At 64.8% G+C, this 16,765-nt stretch carries 17 protein-coding genes and 1 tRNA gene; 14 read left to right on the forward strand and 4 right to left on the reverse strand.

The window, feature by feature from the left end:
• The first annotated feature begins 98 nt into the window (after nucleotides 1-98).
• A complete protein-coding gene (gene orn, locus ACSBPQ_RS06520; RefSeq protein ID WP_442684218.1) occupies nucleotides 99-671 on the forward strand; it encodes an oligoribonuclease in 573 nt (190 codons plus the stop codon).
• 129 nt (nucleotides 672-800) lie between these two features.
• A complete protein-coding gene (locus ACSBPQ_RS06525; protein WP_442684219.1) occupies nucleotides 801-1,664 on the forward strand; it encodes an EcsC family protein in 864 nt (287 codons plus the stop codon).
• A 160-nt stretch (nucleotides 1,665-1,824) separates the two neighbouring features.
• Here the strand turns inward: ACSBPQ_RS06525 and ppsA are convergent, their stop codons facing one another.
• Nucleotides 1,825-4,203, reverse strand: coding sequence for a phosphoenolpyruvate synthase (gene ppsA / locus ACSBPQ_RS06530; protein WP_442684220.1), 2,379 nt, complete (start codon nucleotides 4,201-4,203; stop codon nucleotides 1,825-1,827).
• Nucleotides 4,204-4,400: 197 nt separating this feature from the next.
• Here ppsA and ppsR point away from each other — a divergent pair, with 197 nt between their 5' ends.
• The 11 genes from ppsR (at nucleotide 4,401) to ACSBPQ_RS06585 (ending at nucleotide 13,239) form a co-directional block, all read left to right on the forward strand.
• Nucleotides 4,401-5,222: a posphoenolpyruvate synthetase regulatory kinase/phosphorylase PpsR gene (ppsR, locus tag ACSBPQ_RS06535; RefSeq protein ID WP_442684221.1), complete on the forward strand. Its 822-nt coding sequence runs from the start codon at nucleotides 4,401-4,403 to the stop codon at nucleotides 5,220-5,222.
• 58 nt (nucleotides 5,223-5,280) lie between these two features.
• Entirely contained in the window at nucleotides 5,281-5,787 is a 507-nt protein-coding gene (locus ACSBPQ_RS06540) for a DUF1249 domain-containing protein (protein ID WP_442684222.1), read from the forward strand.
• 54 nt (nucleotides 5,788-5,841) lie between these two features.
• Complete coding sequence (locus ACSBPQ_RS06545) at nucleotides 5,842-6,330, forward strand: NUDIX hydrolase (RefSeq protein WP_442684223.1); 489 nt, start codon at nucleotides 5,842-5,844, stop codon at nucleotides 6,328-6,330.
• Between the two features lie 86 nt (nucleotides 6,331-6,416).
• A complete protein-coding gene (locus ACSBPQ_RS06550) occupies nucleotides 6,417-7,031 on the forward strand; it encodes a CDP-alcohol phosphatidyltransferase family protein (RefSeq protein WP_442684224.1) in 615 nt (204 codons plus the stop codon).
• A gap of 51 nt (nucleotides 7,032-7,082) precedes the next feature.
• Nucleotides 7,083-8,177, forward strand: coding sequence for a class III poly(R)-hydroxyalkanoic acid synthase subunit PhaE (gene phaE, locus ACSBPQ_RS06555; RefSeq protein ID WP_442684225.1), 1,095 nt, complete (start codon nucleotides 7,083-7,085; stop codon nucleotides 8,175-8,177).
• The gene (gene phaC, locus ACSBPQ_RS06560; RefSeq protein ID WP_442684226.1) at nucleotides 8,174-9,241 is read left to right on the forward strand and encodes a class III poly(R)-hydroxyalkanoic acid synthase subunit PhaC; all 1,068 of its coding nucleotides are present in this window, start codon (nucleotides 8,174-8,176) and stop codon (nucleotides 9,239-9,241) included. The genes phaE and phaC overlap by 4 nt, the downstream gene beginning before the upstream one ends.
• A gap of 50 nt (nucleotides 9,242-9,291) precedes the next feature.
• The gene (locus ACSBPQ_RS06565; protein ID WP_442684227.1) at nucleotides 9,292-9,612 is read left to right on the forward strand and encodes a DUF5329 family protein; all 321 of its coding nucleotides are present in this window, start codon (nucleotides 9,292-9,294) and stop codon (nucleotides 9,610-9,612) included.
• A gap of 73 nt (nucleotides 9,613-9,685) precedes the next feature.
• On the forward strand, nucleotides 9,686-10,114 hold the full coding sequence (locus ACSBPQ_RS06570) for a hypothetical protein (protein ID WP_442684228.1): 429 nt from the start codon (nucleotides 9,686-9,688) through the stop codon (nucleotides 10,112-10,114).
• 130 nt (nucleotides 10,115-10,244) lie between these two features.
• A complete protein-coding gene (locus ACSBPQ_RS06575) occupies nucleotides 10,245-10,460 on the forward strand; it encodes a hypothetical protein (protein ID WP_442684229.1) in 216 nt (71 codons plus the stop codon).
• Between the two features lie 156 nt (nucleotides 10,461-10,616).
• Nucleotides 10,617-12,983, forward strand: coding sequence for a Tex family protein (locus tag ACSBPQ_RS06580; RefSeq protein WP_442684230.1), 2,367 nt, complete (start codon nucleotides 10,617-10,619; stop codon nucleotides 12,981-12,983).
• Nucleotides 12,984-13,152: 169 nt separating this feature from the next.
• A tRNA-Leu gene (locus ACSBPQ_RS06585) sits at nucleotides 13,153-13,239 on the forward strand.
• Between the two features lie 256 nt (nucleotides 13,240-13,495).
• On the opposite strand, the gene ACSBPQ_RS06590 is transcribed toward ACSBPQ_RS06585, so the two are convergent.
• Nucleotides 13,496-13,867, reverse strand: a complete 372-nt coding sequence (locus ACSBPQ_RS06590; protein ID WP_442684231.1) for a PH domain-containing protein — start codon at nucleotides 13,865-13,867, stop codon at nucleotides 13,496-13,498.
• 250 nt (nucleotides 13,868-14,117) lie between these two features.
• The gene (locus ACSBPQ_RS06595) at nucleotides 14,118-15,917 is read right to left on the reverse strand and encodes a DUF885 domain-containing protein (protein WP_442684232.1); all 1,800 of its coding nucleotides are present in this window, start codon (nucleotides 15,915-15,917) and stop codon (nucleotides 14,118-14,120) included.
• 103 nt (nucleotides 15,918-16,020) lie between these two features.
• Here ACSBPQ_RS06595 and ACSBPQ_RS06600 point away from each other — a divergent pair, with 103 nt between their 5' ends.
• Complete coding sequence (locus tag ACSBPQ_RS06600; RefSeq protein WP_442684531.1) at nucleotides 16,021-16,377, forward strand: GFA family protein; 357 nt, start codon at nucleotides 16,021-16,023, stop codon at nucleotides 16,375-16,377.
• A 32-nt stretch (nucleotides 16,378-16,409) separates the two neighbouring features.
• Here the strand turns inward: ACSBPQ_RS06600 and ACSBPQ_RS06605 are convergent, their stop codons facing one another.
• On the reverse strand, nucleotides 16,410-16,703 hold the full coding sequence (locus tag ACSBPQ_RS06605; RefSeq protein WP_442684233.1) for a hypothetical protein: 294 nt from the start codon (nucleotides 16,701-16,703) through the stop codon (nucleotides 16,410-16,412).
• Between the last annotated feature and the right edge of the window lie 62 nt (nucleotides 16,704-16,765).

A 16,765-nucleotide genomic window follows, 5' to 3' on the forward strand; every position in this document is an offset into this window, starting at 1 on the left:
TCGGCCCGGCGGCGGGTGCGCGTGTCGCGTTGTCCTATCATAGGCGGTCGATATTTCGGCATCGGTGGCAACGCCGATGCCCTTCCCAGAGGCAGCAAATGACGGACAACAGCAACGGCGCAGATCGCCTGATCTGGATTGACCTGGAAATGACCGGGCTCGATACCGACAACGATTCGATCATCGAGATCGCCACCGTCGTGACCGACGCACAGCTCAACATTCTGGCCGAAGGGCCGGAGTTCGCCATCTCGCATCCGCTGGCGACGCTGGAGGCGATGGACGAATGGAACCGCAACCAGCACCAGCGCTCGGGGCTGTGGCAGCGGGTGCTCGACAGCACCACCACGCTGGGCCAGGCCGAAGCGCAGACCATCGTGTTCCTGCAGGAGTGGATCAAGGCCGGCGCCTCGCCGATGTGTGGCAATTCGATCTGCCAGGACCGCCGCTTCCTGCACCGGCAGATGCCACGGCTGGAAAAGTATTTCCACTACCGCAATCTGGATGTCTCCACGATCAAGGAACTGGCCAAACGCTGGGCGCCGACGGTCGCGGCGGGCGTCAGCAAGACCTCCAGCCATACCGCGCTGAGTGATGCCAAGGACTCCATCGACGAGCTGCGCCACTACCGCCAGTTCATGGGGGCGCTGGCGGGCCTGCCTGAAGCCTGAGGCGCAACGCCTGTCTGTAGCCACGCTGCGGGCAGGTGCCGTTGCCACCGGGTTTGCGGCATGTTCGGACCGGTGGCACGGAAGTACGGAGTGCTTTGTATTCAAGGCGTGGCGGCTATGATTGGGGCCATGCACGAGGTGATCCCGATGCCAGCCGATATCCGCGCCGATACCCGTGACTGGGCGGATCTGCAGCGGGCGGTGGCATTGCTGGAGGCGCCGACGCTGACGGCGAAAATGGCCAACCTGGTCGGCTCGCCGCTGGAGTTCGCGGTACGCAAGCTGCCGGCCGCGGTGTCTGCACGGATCCACAGCGTCACCGAGGCGGCGCTGTACAAGGCCACGCAGACCGCGCTGTGGAGCATGGATCGCCAGCAGCCGGGCAAGTCGGCATCGCCGCACCTGCACAAGCTGGCCGCGGCCGCATCCGGTGCGCTGGGCGGGCTGGGTGGACTGCCGGCGCTGGCGGTGGAGCTGCCGCTGTCGACGACGATCATCATGCGTGCGGTGGCCGATATCGCCCGCAGCGAAGGCTTCGATTTGAACGACTACGCTACCCGCCAGGCCTGCCTGGAGGTGTTCGCGCTGGGTGGCAACAGCGGCCAGGATGACGCCAGTGAAACCGGTTATTACCTGGCACGTGGCTTCACCAGCGAGGTGATGCGGCACCTGTCGGCCGAGCTGGTCGGCACGGCGGCCAGTGGCAGCCACGGCCTGGTCCTTGGCCTTGCGCCGAAGGAGGCGGGGAAGTGGCTGGCGAAGGTCGTGGAAAAGGTCGCCGCCCGTTTCGGCGTGGTGGTGACGGAGAAATTTGCCGCCCAGGCGGTGCCGATCATCGGCGCGGTGGCGGGTGCGACGTTGAACACGATGTTCACCGACTACTACCAGGACATGGCGCGCGGGCATTTCATCGTCAAGCGGCTGGAGCAGAAGTACGGCTTCGAGCCGGTGCGGCTGGCCTACGGCGCGCTGGCAAAGCGGTTTCCCGCCTGAGCCGATCGGCCGGCAGCGCATGTTGCCGGGTGTTGTGTGGTGCTGCCAACCGCTTCGCTAGAGCAGGGCATCAGCGGTGGGTCCGGGGCTCCATCCAGATCGAGACTACCTAAAACAAAACCCCGCAGTGCGGGGTTTTGTCTGTGCAACTTGCGGCGGATCAGCCGTTGGCCTTGAGCTTGGCCAGGCGCAGCCAGGTGTCGACCACGGTGTCCGGATTCAGCGACACCGACTCGATGCCTTCCTGCATCAGCCATTCGGCCAGATCCGGATGGTCGGACGGGCCCTGACCGCAGATGCCGACGTATTTGCCCTTGGCGCGGGCGGCCTTGATCGCCAGCGACAGCAGCTTCTTCACCGCCGGGTTCCGCTCGTCGAACAGGTGCGCGACGATCGAGGAATCGCGGTCCAGGCCCAGGGTCAGCTGGGTCAGGTCGTTGGAGCCGATCGAGAAGCCGTCGAAGATCTCCAGGAACTCGTCGGCCAGCAGTGCGTTGGACGGCACTTCGCACATCATGATGATCTTCAGGCCGTTCTCGCCCTGCTTCAGGCCATTGGCGGCGAGCACTTCGACCACCTTGCGGCCTTCTTCCAGGGTGCGCACGAACGGGATCATCACCCACAGGTTCTCCAGGCCCATCTCGTTGCGCACGCGCAACACGGCCTGGCATTCCAGAGCGAACGCCTTGGAGAAGGACGGATCGACGTAACGGCTGGCACCGCGGAAGCCGATCATCGGGTTCTCTTCGTGCGGCTCGTAGTTGTTGCCGCCGATCAGGTTGGCGTATTCGTTGGACTTGAAGTCCGACAGGCGCACGATCACCGGGTTCGGCGCCACCGAGGCGGTCAGGGTGGCGATGCCTTCGGCCAGGCGGTCAACGTAGAAGCTCACCGGATCCTTGTAGCCGGCGATCTTCTCGTCGATCTTCTTCTTGGTGGCCGCATCCTGCTTGTCGTATTCCAGCAGTGCATTCGGGTGGATGCCGATGTGGCTGGCGATGATCATTTCCAGACGGGCCAAGCCGATGCCGGCGTTCGGCAGCTGGCCGAAGTCGAAGGCACGTTCCGGATTGGCCACGTTCATCATGATCTTCAGCGGTGCCGGCGGCATGTTGCCCAGATCGGTGGTGGTGCGTTCAAAGGCCAGCTTGCCGGCATAGATGAAGCCGGTGTCGCCTTCGGCGCAGCTGACGGTCACTTCCTGGCCGTCCTCGATCATCTGCGTCGCATTGCCCGAGCCGACCACGGCCGGCACGCCCAGCTCGCGCGCGATGATCGCGGCGTGGCAGGTGCGGCCACCACGGTTGGTGACGATGGCCGAGGCGCGCTTCATCACCGGCTCCCAGTCGGGATCGGTCATGTCGGCGATCAGCACGTCACCGGGCTGCACGCGGTTCATGTCGTCCAGCGTCTTGACCACGCGGGCCACGCCCGAGCCGATCTTGGCGCCGACCGCACGGCCTTCCACCAGCACGTTGCCGCCCTTTTCGGTCAGCGCGAAGCGCTCGATCTGGGTGGCGTGGCTGCGCGACTTCACTGTTTCCGGGCGCGCCTGCACGATGAACAGCTTGCCGCTGACACCGTCCTTGGCCCACTCGATATCCATCGGGCGGCCGTAATGCTTTTCGATGACCAGCGCCTGCCTGGACAGCTCATGCACATCTTCATCGCTGACGGAGAAGGTGTTGCGCAGCTCGGCCGGGGTGTCCTCGATCTTGACGCGCTCGCCCGGCACATCCGAATAGACCATGCGGATGGCCTTGGAGCCCAGTGCGCGGCGCAGGATCGCCGGCTTGCCAGCCTGCAGGGTGGGCTTGTAGACGTAGAATTCGTCCGGGTTGACCGCGCCCTGCACGACCATCTCGCCCAGCCCGTGCGAAGCGGTGACGAACACCACGTCGCGGAAGCCGGATTCGGTGTCCAGGGTGAACAGCACGCCCGACGAGCCCACGCCCGAGCGCACCATCAGCTGCACGCCGGCCGACAGGAACACGTCCTCGTGCTTGAAGCCGTGGTGCACGCGGTAGGCGATGGCGCGGTCGTTGTACAGCGAGGCGAACACTTCCTTGACCTTGTGCACGACATCGTCGGCACCAGTCACGTTGAGGAAGGTTTCCTGCTGGCCGGCGAAGGAGGCGTCCGGCAGGTCTTCGGCGGTGGCCGAAGAGCGCACGGCCACGGCGATATCACCGCCGCCGTTCTCGGCGCTCAGCTTGGCGTAGGCATCGCGGATGTCCTTGTCCAGCTGCGGCTGCAGCGGGGCATCGATGACCCAGTCACGGATTTCCTTGCCGGCGGCGGTCAGCGCGTTGACGTCCTCGACGTCCAGCGTGGCCAGCTTGTCGAAAATGCGCTTGGACAGGTCGTTATGGGCAATGAAGTCCTTGAACGCCTCGGAGGTGGTGGCATAACCGCCGGGCACCGAAACGCCCAGGCCGGCCAGATTGCCGATCATCTCGCCGAGCGAGGAGTTCTTGCCACCCACGCGGGCCAGATCGGCCAGGCGCAGCTCATGCAACCACAGGATATTCTCGTTCAAGCGCGATGCTCCGTTGAGGCCATCGCCCGAGGCGGGCTTGGGATGGCCACGTCCGTAGGAAGAAGCCAATATGATGCAGTGCACACCAGGCCGAAACAAGCTTGTGACAGTACTTTGTCTTGTGCTTGTCTTTTTCGGGACATCCGATGGCTTTACGCTTGGCCGAGGGCCAGCATCACATTTGCAGGGGAGCACGCATGGCGGAGATTCGACCGGTTTTCTACGTTTCCGATGGCACGGGCATCACCGCCGAGACGGTTGGCCACAGTCTGCTGACCCAGTTCACTGGCTTCAGTTTCGTTACCGATCGCATGTCGTTCGTGGACGATGCCGACAAGGCCCATGATGCGGCGGCGCGCATCAAGGCTGCTGGCGAGCATTACAAGGTGCGGCCGATCGTGGTCAGTTCCTGTGTCGATTCCAGCCTGGGGTTGATCCTGGAGGAGAGCGGGGCGCTGGTGCTGGATGTGTTCACGCCGTTCATGGGGCCGCTGGAAAAGGAGCTGGAGGCAACGCGCCATTCCAAGATCGGGCAGGCGCACGGCATGGTCGACTTCGACACCTACCACCGCCGCATCAATGCGATGAATTTCGCGCTCAGCCATGACGACGGCATCGCGGTGAACTACGACGAGGCCGATGTGATCCTGGTGGCGGTGTCGCGGGCCGGCAAGACGCCGACCTGCATCTATCTGGCGCTGCATTACGGCATCCGCGCGGCCAACTATCCGTTGACCGAGGAGGATCTGGAGCACGACCGCCTGCCGCCGCGGCTGCGCCCGTACCGCAACAAGCTGTTCGGGCTGACCATCGATCCGGAACGGCTGCAGCAGGTGCGGCAGGAGCGGCGGCCCAACTCCCGCTATGCCAGCGCCGAGGTCTGCAGGCGTGAGGTGGCGGCGGCGGAAACCATGTTCCGCATGGAGCGCATTCCGACACTGAGCACCACCCACACATCGATCGAGGAAATCTCCAGCAAGGTGCTGGCCACCTTCGACCTGCAGCGCGAGATGTTCTGAGCCCCGGCGCGCGGCTGGCGATGCTGCCCGCGTGCGATCCAGCGTGTAGGATCGATGCATGTCGCATGCCTCGCCCCGTATCGGTCGTATTCCCCGCCTCAGCCGCCTCGGCTGGCTGATGGGGCTGTATGCGGAAAACTACGCGCACCTGATGCGTCTGTTCGCCCCGGATCGGCTGCAGCCGGGGTCGCATGTCTCCTCCATCGGTGACGGGCTGGACGTGCGCCTGGATGTCATCGAATGCCACCGCTATACCGTCGAGCTGCGGATGACCTATGACATCTGCGACCCGCTGACCGGCGAGCCCGATCCGTCGGCGTACCTGCGCCTGTACCGCGATGCACGGCAGACCGAGACCACCCACTGCTACGTCGGCCGCCGCTGGCAGGACGTGATGGGGATGTACCCGCCGGCCGATGAGCTGATCAGCCATCGCCTGCAGATGAACACCTTCCTGGGCAAGTGGCTGGAGTACCTGGCCGAGCGCGGCCATGGCGTGGCGACGCTGCGGCCTTCGCTGGAAATGCCACGGGCGCCGCGTCCGGCGGTGATGCTCGAGCGCTGAGGCGGCGGTACGGATCGGTCATACTGCCCGGTCCACCGGCCATGACCGACAGCGATGCCTTACACCCCGATTCTCGCCACCCTGGGCTATGTGCTCTCCGCAGATGGCAGTCAGGCGCTGATGATCCACCGCAACACCCGCCCCGGTGACATCCATCTGGGCAAGTACAACGGGCTGGGCGGCAAGATGGAGACCGACGAGGACATCCTGGCCTGCATGCATCGCGAGATCCGCGAGGAGGCCGGCATCGAATGCGGCACCACGCGCCTGCGCGGGACCATCAGCTGGCCCGGCTTCGGCAAGAATGGCGAGGACTGGTTCGCCTTCATCTTCATCATCGACGACTGGACCGGCACGCCGCTGCACTCCAATCCGGAGGGCACGCTGGAATGGGTGCCGCTGGAGCGGCTGGAATCACTGCCGTTGTGGGAGGGCGACCGCCATTTTCTGCCGCTGGTGTTCGATGCCGACCCGCGTCCGTTCCATGGTGTGATGCCCTACCGTGACGGGCGCATGCAGTCGTGGAACTACACCCGCCTGTGAACGCACCGGAAGCGCCGCTGCCAATCGCTACCGGCATCGGCGTGGTTTCGCGCTAGGCTGGCGCGGTTGCAGCCTCAAGGATCCCTATGAAACGCCACTTTTCCATGCTCCGCGAATTCCAGCTGGCCGACTGGTTCACGCTGGCCAACGCCTTCTGCGGTACCGGCGCGGTGTTCGCGGCGATGCGCTTCCTGCAGGATGGCCGGCGCGGTTTCCTGCTGTTCGGAATGGCCTTGATCCCGCTTGCCTTCATCTTCGATGCGCTGGATGGCCGGGTCGCGCGCTGGCGGCAGTCGTCCTCCACGCTGGGACGCGAGCTGGACTCGCTGGCCGATGTGATCTCCTTCGGTGTCGCCCCGGCCGCGCTGGCCTACGCCTGCGGCATGCAGGGTGGCTGGGACTGGCTGGTGCTGAGCTATTTCGTCTGCTGCGGGGTCAGCCGGCTGGCGCGCTACAACGTCACCGCCGAGGCGATTGCCGGTGATGCGGACAAGGTGCCGTATTTCGAGGGAACGCCGATTCCCACCAGCCTGGTGCTGGTGATCCTGCTGGCGGTGATGGCGTACTTCAATGCCATTGGCCCGGCGATATGGGGCGGCAGCTGGCAGCTGGGGCCATGGCAGTTGCATCCGCTGGTGCTGCTGTTCGCGCTGTCGGGCTCGTTGATGATCAGCAAGACGCTGCGTATTCCCAAGCCCTGATGCGGCAATGGCCAGCGTTGCTATGATCGCGGGGCAAATGGGAGTGGAACAATGAGCGGGTCCGGCAACAGCGACAACACGGGTTTCGAAGCCGCGATGCAGCGCTACTGGCAGGCGTGGACCCAGTCCATGCCTGCGCCCGGCGCAGCCTCCGCCGGGGCGGAATTTCCCTGGCGGGAGAGCATCGAGCAGTGGACCCGGCTGATGGCCACCGACACCCCGGCCGAGGTGCAGGAACTGGGCGCACGCTTCCAGCATCAGGCCGGTGACTGGCTGGGCACGATGCAGCAGGTGGCGGCGCGCTTCGCCGGCCGCGACAGCAGCGCCGCGGAAGTGGCAGCCGCCTGGCAGCAGGCCGTGCAGGGGCAGGGCGATGACCTGTTGCACTGGATGCTGGGCGCGGCCCGTGGCGGCAACGCACTGGACGACCAGCCGTGGATACGCGACTGGGTACGTGCGGCGCAGACCGGCTTCAGCAATGAATGGAGCAAGGCGCCGGCATTCGGCCCGGCCCGCGAGCACCAGGCGCGCTGGCAGGCCCTGCTGAAGATGCAGCAGGAATACCAGGCGCGTGCACAGACCTATGTCGATGCGATCCGCACGGTGCTGGAGGATGCGTTCAAGCGTTTCGAGGGCAAGTTGTCCGAGCATGAAGCGCCCGGCAGCCAGCTGACCAGCGCCCGGGCGATGTTCGATCTGTGGATCGACGCCGCTGAAGAGGCCTACGCGAAAATGGCGCTGTCGGATGAATTCCAGCGCATCTATGCGGAGCTGGCCAATGCCCAGATGCGTCTGCGCGCGGCGTCGCAGAGCGAGCTGGAGCGTGCCTGCGAGATGATGGGCATGCCCACCCGCAGCGAGATGGACAGCGCCCATCGCCGCATCGCCGAATTGGAGCGGCAGCTGCGGCGCCTGCTGGAAACAACTGCGGCAAACACTCAAGCCAGCACGGCTGCCGACAGCGGCACGCGTCCGGCCGCCGCGACTGCCGGCAAGGCCGCAAGAAAACCCGCGGCGAAGGCGGCAGACAAGCCGGCAACCCGGCCGGCAGCCAAGACGACCAAAGCCACCAAAGCCACCAAAGCCACCAGCAAAACCGGCGGTGCAGGCAAGACGTCCACGCCCCGGCGCGGAGGCAAGGCATGAAGGGCCCGCTCGGCTTCGGTGTCGATGATCTGCTGCAGGAAACCCTGCAGTGGCAGCGCAAACTGGTCGATGGCCTGAAGCTGCTGCCCGGTGTGGAGGATGTCGATTACGGCGCCACCGAGCGCGAGGAAGTGTGGAGTGATGGCAAGGTCAAGCTGTACCGCTTCGTCGGTACACAGCCGGCCTCCACGCAGCCGCCGCTGCTGATCGTCTATGCGCTGGTCAACCGCCCCTACATGGTGGACCTGCAGGACGGGCGCTCGCTGGTGCAGAAGCTGCTGGCGCTGGGCCAGGATGTGTACGTGCTGGACTGGGGCTACCCGGACCGCTCCGAACGCTTCCTGACACTGGAGGACTACCTGCTGCGTTACATCGACGGCGCGGTGGACCACCTGCGCGGACAGCGCGATGGCGGGCCGGTGAACCTGCTGGGCATCTGCCAGGGCGGCGTGTTCTCGCTGTGCTACAGCGCGTTGCGCCCGCACAAGGTGCGCAACCTGATCACGATGGTCACGCCGGTGGATTTCCACACGCCCGACAACATGCTCTCGCACTGGGCACGGCATGTGGATGTGGACCTGTTCGTCGATACGCTGGGCAATATCCCGGCCGACCTGATGAACGCCAGCTACCTGATGCTCAAACCCTTCCGCCTGAACGTGCAGAAATACGTCGGGCTGATGGACATCCTCGATGACAAGCAGGCGCTGGAGGATTTCCTGCGCATGGAAAAGTGGATCTTCGATTCGCCCGACCTTGCCGGCGAGGCGTTCCGCCAGTTCGTCAAGCAGTTCTACCAGGGCAATGGCCTGATGCATGGCGATATCCACATTGGCAAGGAACAGGTGGACCTGATGCAGCTGCGGATGCCGCTGCTCAATATCTATGCCGAACAGGACCATCTGGTTCCACCGGCCGCTTCGCAGGCGCTGCGGGGGCGGGTGGGCAGCGCCGATTACAGCGAGCTGGGATTCCGCGGCGGCCATATCGGCATCTATGTGTCCGCACGCGCGCAGCGCGAAGTTCCGGGAGCGATCCACGACTGGTTGAGTCGGCGGCAGTGAAGCCTGGGCGCCTGCCTGCGGTCCTCGCTGCGGTGCTGGTCGCGGTTTCCATGACAGCAGTCGCCACACCGGCGCCGGCGCAACGCGAAATCGACGGATTGCTGCAGGGGCTGGAGCAGTCCGGATGCCGTTTCCAGCGCAACGGCCGCTGGTACGGAGGTGGCGATGCACGCCGCCATCTGCAGCGCAAGTACGACTACCTGCGCAAGCGCGACCTGGCCGCTACCGCCGAACAGTTCATCACGCACGCGGCCAGTCGCAGCAGCGTCAGCGGCAAGTCTTACCGGGTGGCCTGTGCCGGCGTGGCCGAGCAGGATGCGGCAGCCTGGTTCCTGCAGCAGCTGCAACAGCTGCGCGAGTCGACCCATTGATGGCTACCGCGCGGCGATCCCTCGCATCGGGCATGGCGCGATGAGCCTGGCGCATCCTTTCACGACCCCGGGCATGCGCGTGCTACTGGTACTCGGTGCCTTGTGGACGCTGCCCAATACCTTGATCGGCCTGTGCGCCGGACTGCTGGGCAGTGCCGGTGGCGCGCGCGCCTACTGGAGCTGGCGCGAATGTGCGCTGGTGTTCCGTCGCTGGCCCTGGGGACCGGGAGGCGCGATCACCTTCGGCATGGTGATCCTGCATACCGGTGAGGATATGGACGGCCGGTGCCTGACCTACGAGCACCGTGCCGGCCGTTGCCAGCACCCGCGCGTGCGCCTGGGTGACCATGAGCGCGCCCATGTGTTCCAGTACCTGCTGCTCGGCCCGCTGTTCCTGCCGCTGTACCTGCTGTGTGGCGGTGTCAGCGTACGCAATCCTTTCGAGCGCGCAGCCGACCGCTATGCGATGAGTGGGCGCGGCTGGTGGCCGGGGCGCGGTTGAGCGTTGCGCTGGCGCTGTCGTGAAACAGTAAGCGCCGGGTCACAGGGCATCAACCTTGTTTGTACATCCTGCTAACGCGCGCTTGGCTAGGCTGGTGCCGTTCCCGTTTCAGCAGGAGTACCCGACCACCATGGCAGTTGTTCTCTATATCGGTGGCAGCAAGGATGGCGACAAGGGCGTGGTGCCCTATGGTTTCAGCAAGACCCGCGCGGACACCGAACAGGGTCCGGAGTTCTATGTGGAGCGGATGATGGAAGTGCAGGGCAGGGGGCGCGTGCGCGTGATGGTGCTGGAAAGCCTGCGCGATGAAATCGCCTTCCAGGCGCTCAATCGCCACCTCGGCTGAATGCGTGACAAGGCGCGTGTGCCCGCCGTCGCAGTGGCGGCAACAGCACCACGCACCGGTCGCGGTGTACCGATAACGCTCCTGTCAATGCCTTTCATGCCCAGGAGCAGGCTGCCAGAATGCGGTTTCCCCGGATAGCGGTAGCCACTGGATTCCATGCAGGACAGCAAGCTCGCGCAGCAGATCGCCCAAACCATCGCCGACGAGATCGGTGCCCAGGCAGCCCAGGCCAAGGCCGCCATCGCCTTGCTGGACGAGGGCGCCAGCGTTCCATTCATCGCCCGCTACCGCAAGGAAGTGACCGGTGGTCTGGATGACACCCAACTGCGCAATCTGGAAGTTCGGCTGACCTACCTGCGTGAGCTGGAAGACCGTCGTGCGACGGTGCTGGCCAGTATCGAAGAGCAGGGCAAGCTGAGCGACGAATTGCGTGGCGAGATTCTCGCCGCCGATACCAAGTCGCGGCTGGAGGATCTGTACCTGCCGTACAAGCCCAAGCGCCGCACCCGTGCGCAGATCGCGCGCGAGGCCGGGCTGGAGCCGCTCGCCGATGGCCTGCTGTCCGATCCGTCATTGGACCCGCAGGTTTTCGCCGCCGGTTTTGTCGATGCCGACAAGGGCGTGGCCGACACCAAGGCCGCACTGGAGGGCGCGCGCGCCATCCTGATGGAGCGCTGGGGCGAGGATGCCGCGCTGGTCGGCGAGCTGCGCCAGTGGCTGGCCGACACCGGCGTGATCCGCGCCCGCGTGGTCGAAGGCAAGGAGGCCGAAGGCGCCAAGTACCGCGACTACTTCGACCATGCCGAACCGTTGGCGAAGATTCCGTCGCACCGCCTGCTGGCGCTGTTCCGCGCCCGCCGCGAGGAATTCCTGTTTCTGGAACTCGACCCCGGCAGCGATGCCGAAGCCGGGCACCAGTACGCCGAAGGTCGCGTCGCCCTCAATGCCGGCATCGCCGACAAGGGGCGTGCCGCCGACCGCTGGCTGCTGGATGCCTGCCGCCTGACCTGGCGCGCCAAGCTGCACATGCACCTGTTGCTGGACCTGTTCAACCAGGCCCGCGAGAAGGCCGAGGCCGAGGCCATCGCCGTGTTCGGTGACAACCTCAAGGATCTGCTGCTGGCCGCACCGGCCGGCCCCAAGACCGTACTCGGACTGGATCCGGGTATTCGCACCGGCTGCAAGATCGCCGTGGTCGATGCCACCGGCAAGCTGGTCGCCACCGACACCATCTATCCGCACGAGCCGCGCCGGCAGTGGGAGCAGTCACTGCAGACGCTCAAGCAGTTGTGCATCAAGCACAACGTCGAACTGATCGCCATCGGCAACGGCACCGCCAGCCGCGAAACCGACAAGCTGGCCGGTGAGGTCATCAGCGCCTGCGCCAATCCGAAGCTGCAGAAGATCGTGGTCAGTGAAGCCGGTGCCTCGGTGTATTCGGCATCCGAATTCGCCGCGCGCGAGTTCCCGGAGCTGGACGTGTCGCTGCGCGGTGCCGTCTCCATCGCCCGCCGCCTGCAGGACCCGCTGGCCGAGCTGGTCAAGATCGAACCCAAGGCCATTGGCGTGGGCCAGTACCAGCACGATGTGGACCAGTACCGCCTGGCCAAGGCGCTGGATGCGCGCGTGGAGGACTGCGTGAATGCCGTCGGCGTGTTCGTCAATACCGCTTCGGCCGCGCTGCTGTCGCGCGTGTCGGGGCTGTCCTCCAGCGTGGCCGAGAACATCGTGCGCCATCGCGATGAGAACGGCCCGTTCAAGCGCCGCAAGGAACTGCTGAAAGTGCCGCGCCTGGGCGAAAAAACCTTCGAGCAGTGTGCCGGCTTCCTGCGCATCGCCGATGGTGACGAGCCGCTGGATGCCTCGGCCGTGCATCCGGAGGCCTATCCGGTGGTGGAGCGCATCGTCGCCGCCGCTGATCGTCCGATCAAGGCGCTGCTGGGTGACGGCAGCTACCTGCGCGGCCTGAAGGCCGAGCAGTTCACCGACGAAAAATTCGGTGTGCCGACCGTGCGCGACATCCTCAAGGAAATGGAAAAGCCCGGCCGCGATCCACGTCCCGAGTTCAAGGCGGCACGTTTTGCCGACGGTGTGGAGGACATCAAGGACCTGCGCGAAGGCATGATCCTGGAAGGCGTGGTCAGCAACGTCGCCGCGTTCGGTGCGTTCGTCGATATCGGCGTGCACCAGGATGGCCTGGTCCACATCTCCGCGCTGTCGGACACCTTCGTCAAGGACCCGCGCGATGTGGTCAAGGCTGGCGATATCGTCAAGGTCAAGGTGCTGGAAGTGGATGTGGCGCGCAAGCGCATCGCCCTGACCCGGCGCCTGGATGATGTGCCGGGCGCGGCCAAATCTGGCGAGCGCAATGAGAGGCAGGGCGGCAATCCCCGTCGTGATGCTGGCAGCCGGAACAGCAACCCGCGCGCTGGAACGTCAGGTGGCGGACGTGCCGGCACTTCGACTCCGCCTGCGAACAATGCGCTTGCCGATGCCTTCGCCCGCGCTCGCCGAGGTGGGTGAGCGGCGCATAGGCACGAACGCAGCAGGGAAGGCCCCACCATTGCGGGGCTGATCCCGGTGGACTGCGAGGGCCTTCGAGCACAGCTGGCCGATGGCGCAGCGTGTTGAAAAATCCTCGCATTCCACCTGCCCAACCACTGAAAGCTCGGCTATACTTCCCCGCCTGCCAGCCGAAGTGGCGGAATCGGTAGACGCAGCGGATTCAAAATCCGCCGCCCTTAAAAGCGTGTGGGTTCGAGTCCCACCTTCGGCACCAATGGGTGCTCCGGCATAGTCCAGAGAAGTCCAGAAACATCAATCAAACCCGCAACTTAGCGGGTTTTTTTGTGCCTGTAGCTCTGGGATGGTCTGGCGTAATCCGCCTGAGTCTCAAGATTTTGGCGGTAGCTTTGGCGGTATGTGGGCGGGTATGGTTCGTCCCCTCGCAGAAGTACCGCCAAAACCAACCCATGCCCAAGCCTGTACTGCCTCTATCCGCTGTTGCGATTAGCAAAGCCATGCTCTCCGTCCGGTTATGGCAATGGTGGAGGGTTGCCGGGCACCGCTTGAGTGTTGCCGCTGACCGGCGATGCAGTGCTGCCCAGCACGGCATCGGCGATCAGCCTGTCCAGACGGCGGACATCCAGTCCCTTGTTGAGGTTGACCTTGATATGGCCGGCTTTGGTCCAGAGTTCGATCTCGGAGTTGAAATTGAACAGGCCGTGGCCGTTCTCCGAAGACCACATGTAGATCGAAGAGTACGGCAGCGAATAGATCTCCACCTTCTTGCCAGTGATGCCCTGCGCGTCGCGCACGATCAACCGTTTGTTGGTGAACACCGCTGAGTCACGGAAAGTTTTGTAGGCCGCCACCGCGGTCTCGCCGGACACGAGGATGTCGTTCACGTCTTGCGGGATCGGGCATTCCGATACCAGCGTCCACGCCAGAATTGCGTTTGTCTCCATATTGGAGCCGTCTCCCGTGGTGATGAATTGTTATGCAGTGGAGGAATTGTAGGCGGCGCGCAGGTCAGGACAACGTGCCAAGGGTTCACCTGCATAAGTGGGTGTGACGCCGTGAACGGATGCATATCAGCAAACAACAAAGGCCAGGAAAACCCGGGCCTTTGTCTTGTCCAACCGCTGAAACCAATCCTTACTCGATCGGCTGGTCCAGCATCAGTTGGCGGGCGAAGCGCACCGGCGGGGCGCCGTAGGACAGGATCTGGTCGTGGTAGGCCTTCAGGTTGAAGTTGGCGCCCTGTTTTTCTTCCACGGCCTTGCGGGTGTCGAAGTGTTCCTGCGCGCCGACAAAATACGTGGGCAGCTGCGCGGAGGTGAGCTGGGCGCGGATCCACTTGCCCGCCGCTTCGCTTTCCTGCTGGAAGGCGTCGTGGGTCATCAGGTGCATGGCCTGCTCGCGCGACCAGTTGTCCACGTGCACCCCCTGGTCGAGGATGGCGTTGGCAATGGTGCGCAGGTAGAACTTGAGCTGCACCAGGTGGAACAGCGGATCGTTATCCAGATAACCCTGTTCCTGCATCATGCGTTCGGTATAGACCGCCCAGCCTTCGGCAAACAGGCCCGAGCGCAGCACCGCGCGCAGGGTGGAGGGGAACTTGCCGGAGTGCCAGCCTTCCAGATAATGACCCGGCGTGCCCTCGTGGATGGAGAGCAGGTGGATCATGCGGCTGTTGTATTCGCGCAGGAACGAATCGACCTGCTTGTCGTTCCAGTCTTCGGGAATAGGCGAGACGGCGTAGAACGTCTTGAGATTCTTGTCCAGCGGGCCGGGCGAATCGCAGTAGGCCACGGCCACGCCGCGCTGGAATTCGGGCATCAGGATGATGTCCACCGGCGCGTCGGGCAGTGTCATCAGGTCGTGTTCGCGCACGAACGCGGTGGAATGGTCCAGCGCGGCCTTGGCGTCTTCGACCACCTTGTCGCGGGCCGGCTTGTCGGCATAGGCCAGTTCCAGCGCCGCTTCGATGGCGGCCTGCTGCTGGGCGTCGGTCGGCTCGGCCGGCATTTCCGGTGCGCCGGGCTTGTCCTTGAGCACGACCTGGGCGATGCCGTACATGTCCTTGCGCACGCGGGCCAGTTCGGCGCGTGAGCGCTCGCCGATTTCGGCGCGCGAGAGCGAGGAATTCAACGAGAACTTCAGCTTCTGGTCGTAGCGCTCGGCGCCGATGCGGAACTCGCCCTTGGCGTTGGGCACCAGGGTGGTGTCCAGCCAGGTCTGCTGTTCGGCCACGGCGGCCTTGAGGCCGTCGATGGCGGCGTTCAGGCGCTGCTGGCCCTCCGCATCGAGCTGGCCGATGTTCGGGGTGATGAAGGTGTCGACCAGGCTGAGGATGCCCTTGTTCTGCTTGGCCACGGTTTCGGCGTGGATCTTGGGCACGCGCGCCGGATCGAGGTTGGCGCGGGCGGCGGCGAAGATCTGCGGGATCTTCTCGATGCGTGCGGTGGCCGAGGTCAGGCGCTCGGGCAGCGGCGCGAACTCACGCGCCATCAGGCCGTAGATGGCGCTGCCGGCCAGGCCGCTGTAGACCTGCGGGTCCCACTGCCAGGACTGCAGGGTCTCGTTGCTCCAGATATCCGACTGCAGCTGGTTGCGCAGGATGGCGGCATCGACCTGGTTCTCGCGGCCGAGCTTGCTCACGTCGATCTTTTCCAGATCGGCCAGCAGCGCCTTGCTCGCTTCCAGATTCTTCTGCTGGCCGGCGGCGCTGACATCGTCCAGCTCGGCATCGAAGCGGTGATCACCGATCTGGGTGGCGCTGACCGGCGAGAGCTGCATCCAGGTATCGAGCGCCTTCTTGGACAGTTCGGCGAACTGTGCATCGGCCTGGCTCTGGCCGGCCTGCTCGGTGGCGGCGGACGGGGTGGTCGGGGCTTCGCTGGTACAGCCGGCCAGGCTGGCGAGCAGGGCGGCGGCGAGCAGATGCTTGCGCATGGGTGATCCTGTTGCTGGGTTGATGGCCGAGTATCGCCCGCTGGCGACCTCGGCGCCCCTGCCATTGGCTTACCATCGCCACAGGCAACCACGGAGCAAGGCGATGCACTACGAAGGCAGCTGTCACTGCGGGCGCATCGCGTTCGCGTTCGAATCCGGCGAGCCGATCACCGGCGCGCTGTCCTGCAACTGCTCGATCTGCCGGCGACGCGGTTCGCTGCTGTGGTTCGGCCCGCGCGATGCGTTCGAACTGAAGAGTGATCCGGCCGATCTGGAGAGCTACCGCTTCAACAGCGGCCATATCGACCATCACCATTGCCGTGTCTGCGGCGTGGCGCCGTTCAGTGAAGCGGTGGACCCGCGTACCGGTGTGCCGACGGTGGCGGTCAACCTGCGCTGCGTGCCGGCGGTGGATCTGGAGGCGCTGGAAATCAGCCGTTTTGATGGCGCCAGCCGGTAGTGCAAGCCGCCCGGCGGGATTCCCTGCCGGCTTTAACCTTCGTCGTGTTCGTATTCGATGACCACGCCACGTTCGCGGGCGAGCAGTTCCACTGCATCGCGCACGCGCTGCGTGGTGGTGTCGTTGCCGACATGGACTTCCAGTTCATGGATGCCGGGGCCGATGTCGTCGGACAGGCCGGCCGAGCTGGAATCCTCATCGTCCAAGTGCGTCATCAGGTCGTCGGTTTCCTCGACGTGCTCGATGCCTTCCAGACCTTGCAGCAGGGCGGTGACGGCCAGGGTGTCGTCGGCATTGCCGATGATACGGATGCGCAGCAGGGGCATGGGTGTGCTCCAGGCGGGGGAGCCACAGCTTCGGCCGGATGTGCGCAAAGGGACGTGAAGCA

The organism is Stenotrophomonas sp. JC08 (assembly GCF_052180205.1).
In the GTDB taxonomy this organism is placed as follows: Bacteria; Pseudomonadota; Gammaproteobacteria; order Xanthomonadales; family Xanthomonadaceae; genus Stenotrophomonas.

What these genes read in the sequence shown, in the direction of transcription:
- ACSBPQ_RS06600 (WP_442684531.1), top strand. Translation starts at nt 16,021, where the DNA reads ATGCACTACGAAGGCAGCTGTCACTGCGGGCGCATCGCGTTCGCGTTC.
- phaC (WP_442684226.1), top strand. Translation starts at nt 8,174, where the DNA reads ATGAAGGGCCCGCTCGGCTTCGGTGTCGATGATCTGCTGCAGGAAACC.
- ACSBPQ_RS06605 (WP_442684233.1), bottom strand. Translation starts at nt 16,703, where the DNA reads ATGCCCCTGCTGCGCATCCGTATCATCGGCAATGCCGACGACACCCTG.
- orn (WP_442684218.1), top strand. Translation starts at nt 99, where the DNA reads ATGACGGACAACAGCAACGGCGCAGATCGCCTGATCTGGATTGACCTG.
- phaE (WP_442684225.1), top strand. Translation starts at nt 7,083, where the DNA reads ATGAGCGGGTCCGGCAACAGCGACAACACGGGTTTCGAAGCCGCGATG.
- ACSBPQ_RS06540 (WP_442684222.1), top strand. Translation starts at nt 5,281, where the DNA reads ATGTCGCATGCCTCGCCCCGTATCGGTCGTATTCCCCGCCTCAGCCGC.
- ACSBPQ_RS06550 (WP_442684224.1), top strand. Translation starts at nt 6,417, where the DNA reads ATGAAACGCCACTTTTCCATGCTCCGCGAATTCCAGCTGGCCGACTGG.
- ppsR (WP_442684221.1), top strand. Translation starts at nt 4,401, where the DNA reads ATGGCGGAGATTCGACCGGTTTTCTACGTTTCCGATGGCACGGGCATC.
- ACSBPQ_RS06570 (WP_442684228.1), top strand. Translation starts at nt 9,686, where the DNA reads ATGCGCGTGCTACTGGTACTCGGTGCCTTGTGGACGCTGCCCAATACC.
- ACSBPQ_RS06575 (WP_442684229.1), top strand. Translation starts at nt 10,245, where the DNA reads ATGGCAGTTGTTCTCTATATCGGTGGCAGCAAGGATGGCGACAAGGGC.
- ACSBPQ_RS06565 (WP_442684227.1), top strand. Translation starts at nt 9,292, where the DNA reads ATGACAGCAGTCGCCACACCGGCGCCGGCGCAACGCGAAATCGACGGA.
- ACSBPQ_RS06545 (WP_442684223.1), top strand. Translation starts at nt 5,842, where the DNA reads ATGCCTTACACCCCGATTCTCGCCACCCTGGGCTATGTGCTCTCCGCA.
- ACSBPQ_RS06525 (WP_442684219.1), top strand. Translation starts at nt 801, where the DNA reads ATGCACGAGGTGATCCCGATGCCAGCCGATATCCGCGCCGATACCCGT.
- ACSBPQ_RS06580 (WP_442684230.1), top strand. Translation starts at nt 10,617, where the DNA reads ATGCAGGACAGCAAGCTCGCGCAGCAGATCGCCCAAACCATCGCCGAC.
- ACSBPQ_RS06595 (WP_442684232.1), bottom strand. Translation starts at nt 15,917, where the DNA reads ATGCGCAAGCATCTGCTCGCCGCCGCCCTGCTCGCCAGCCTGGCCGGC.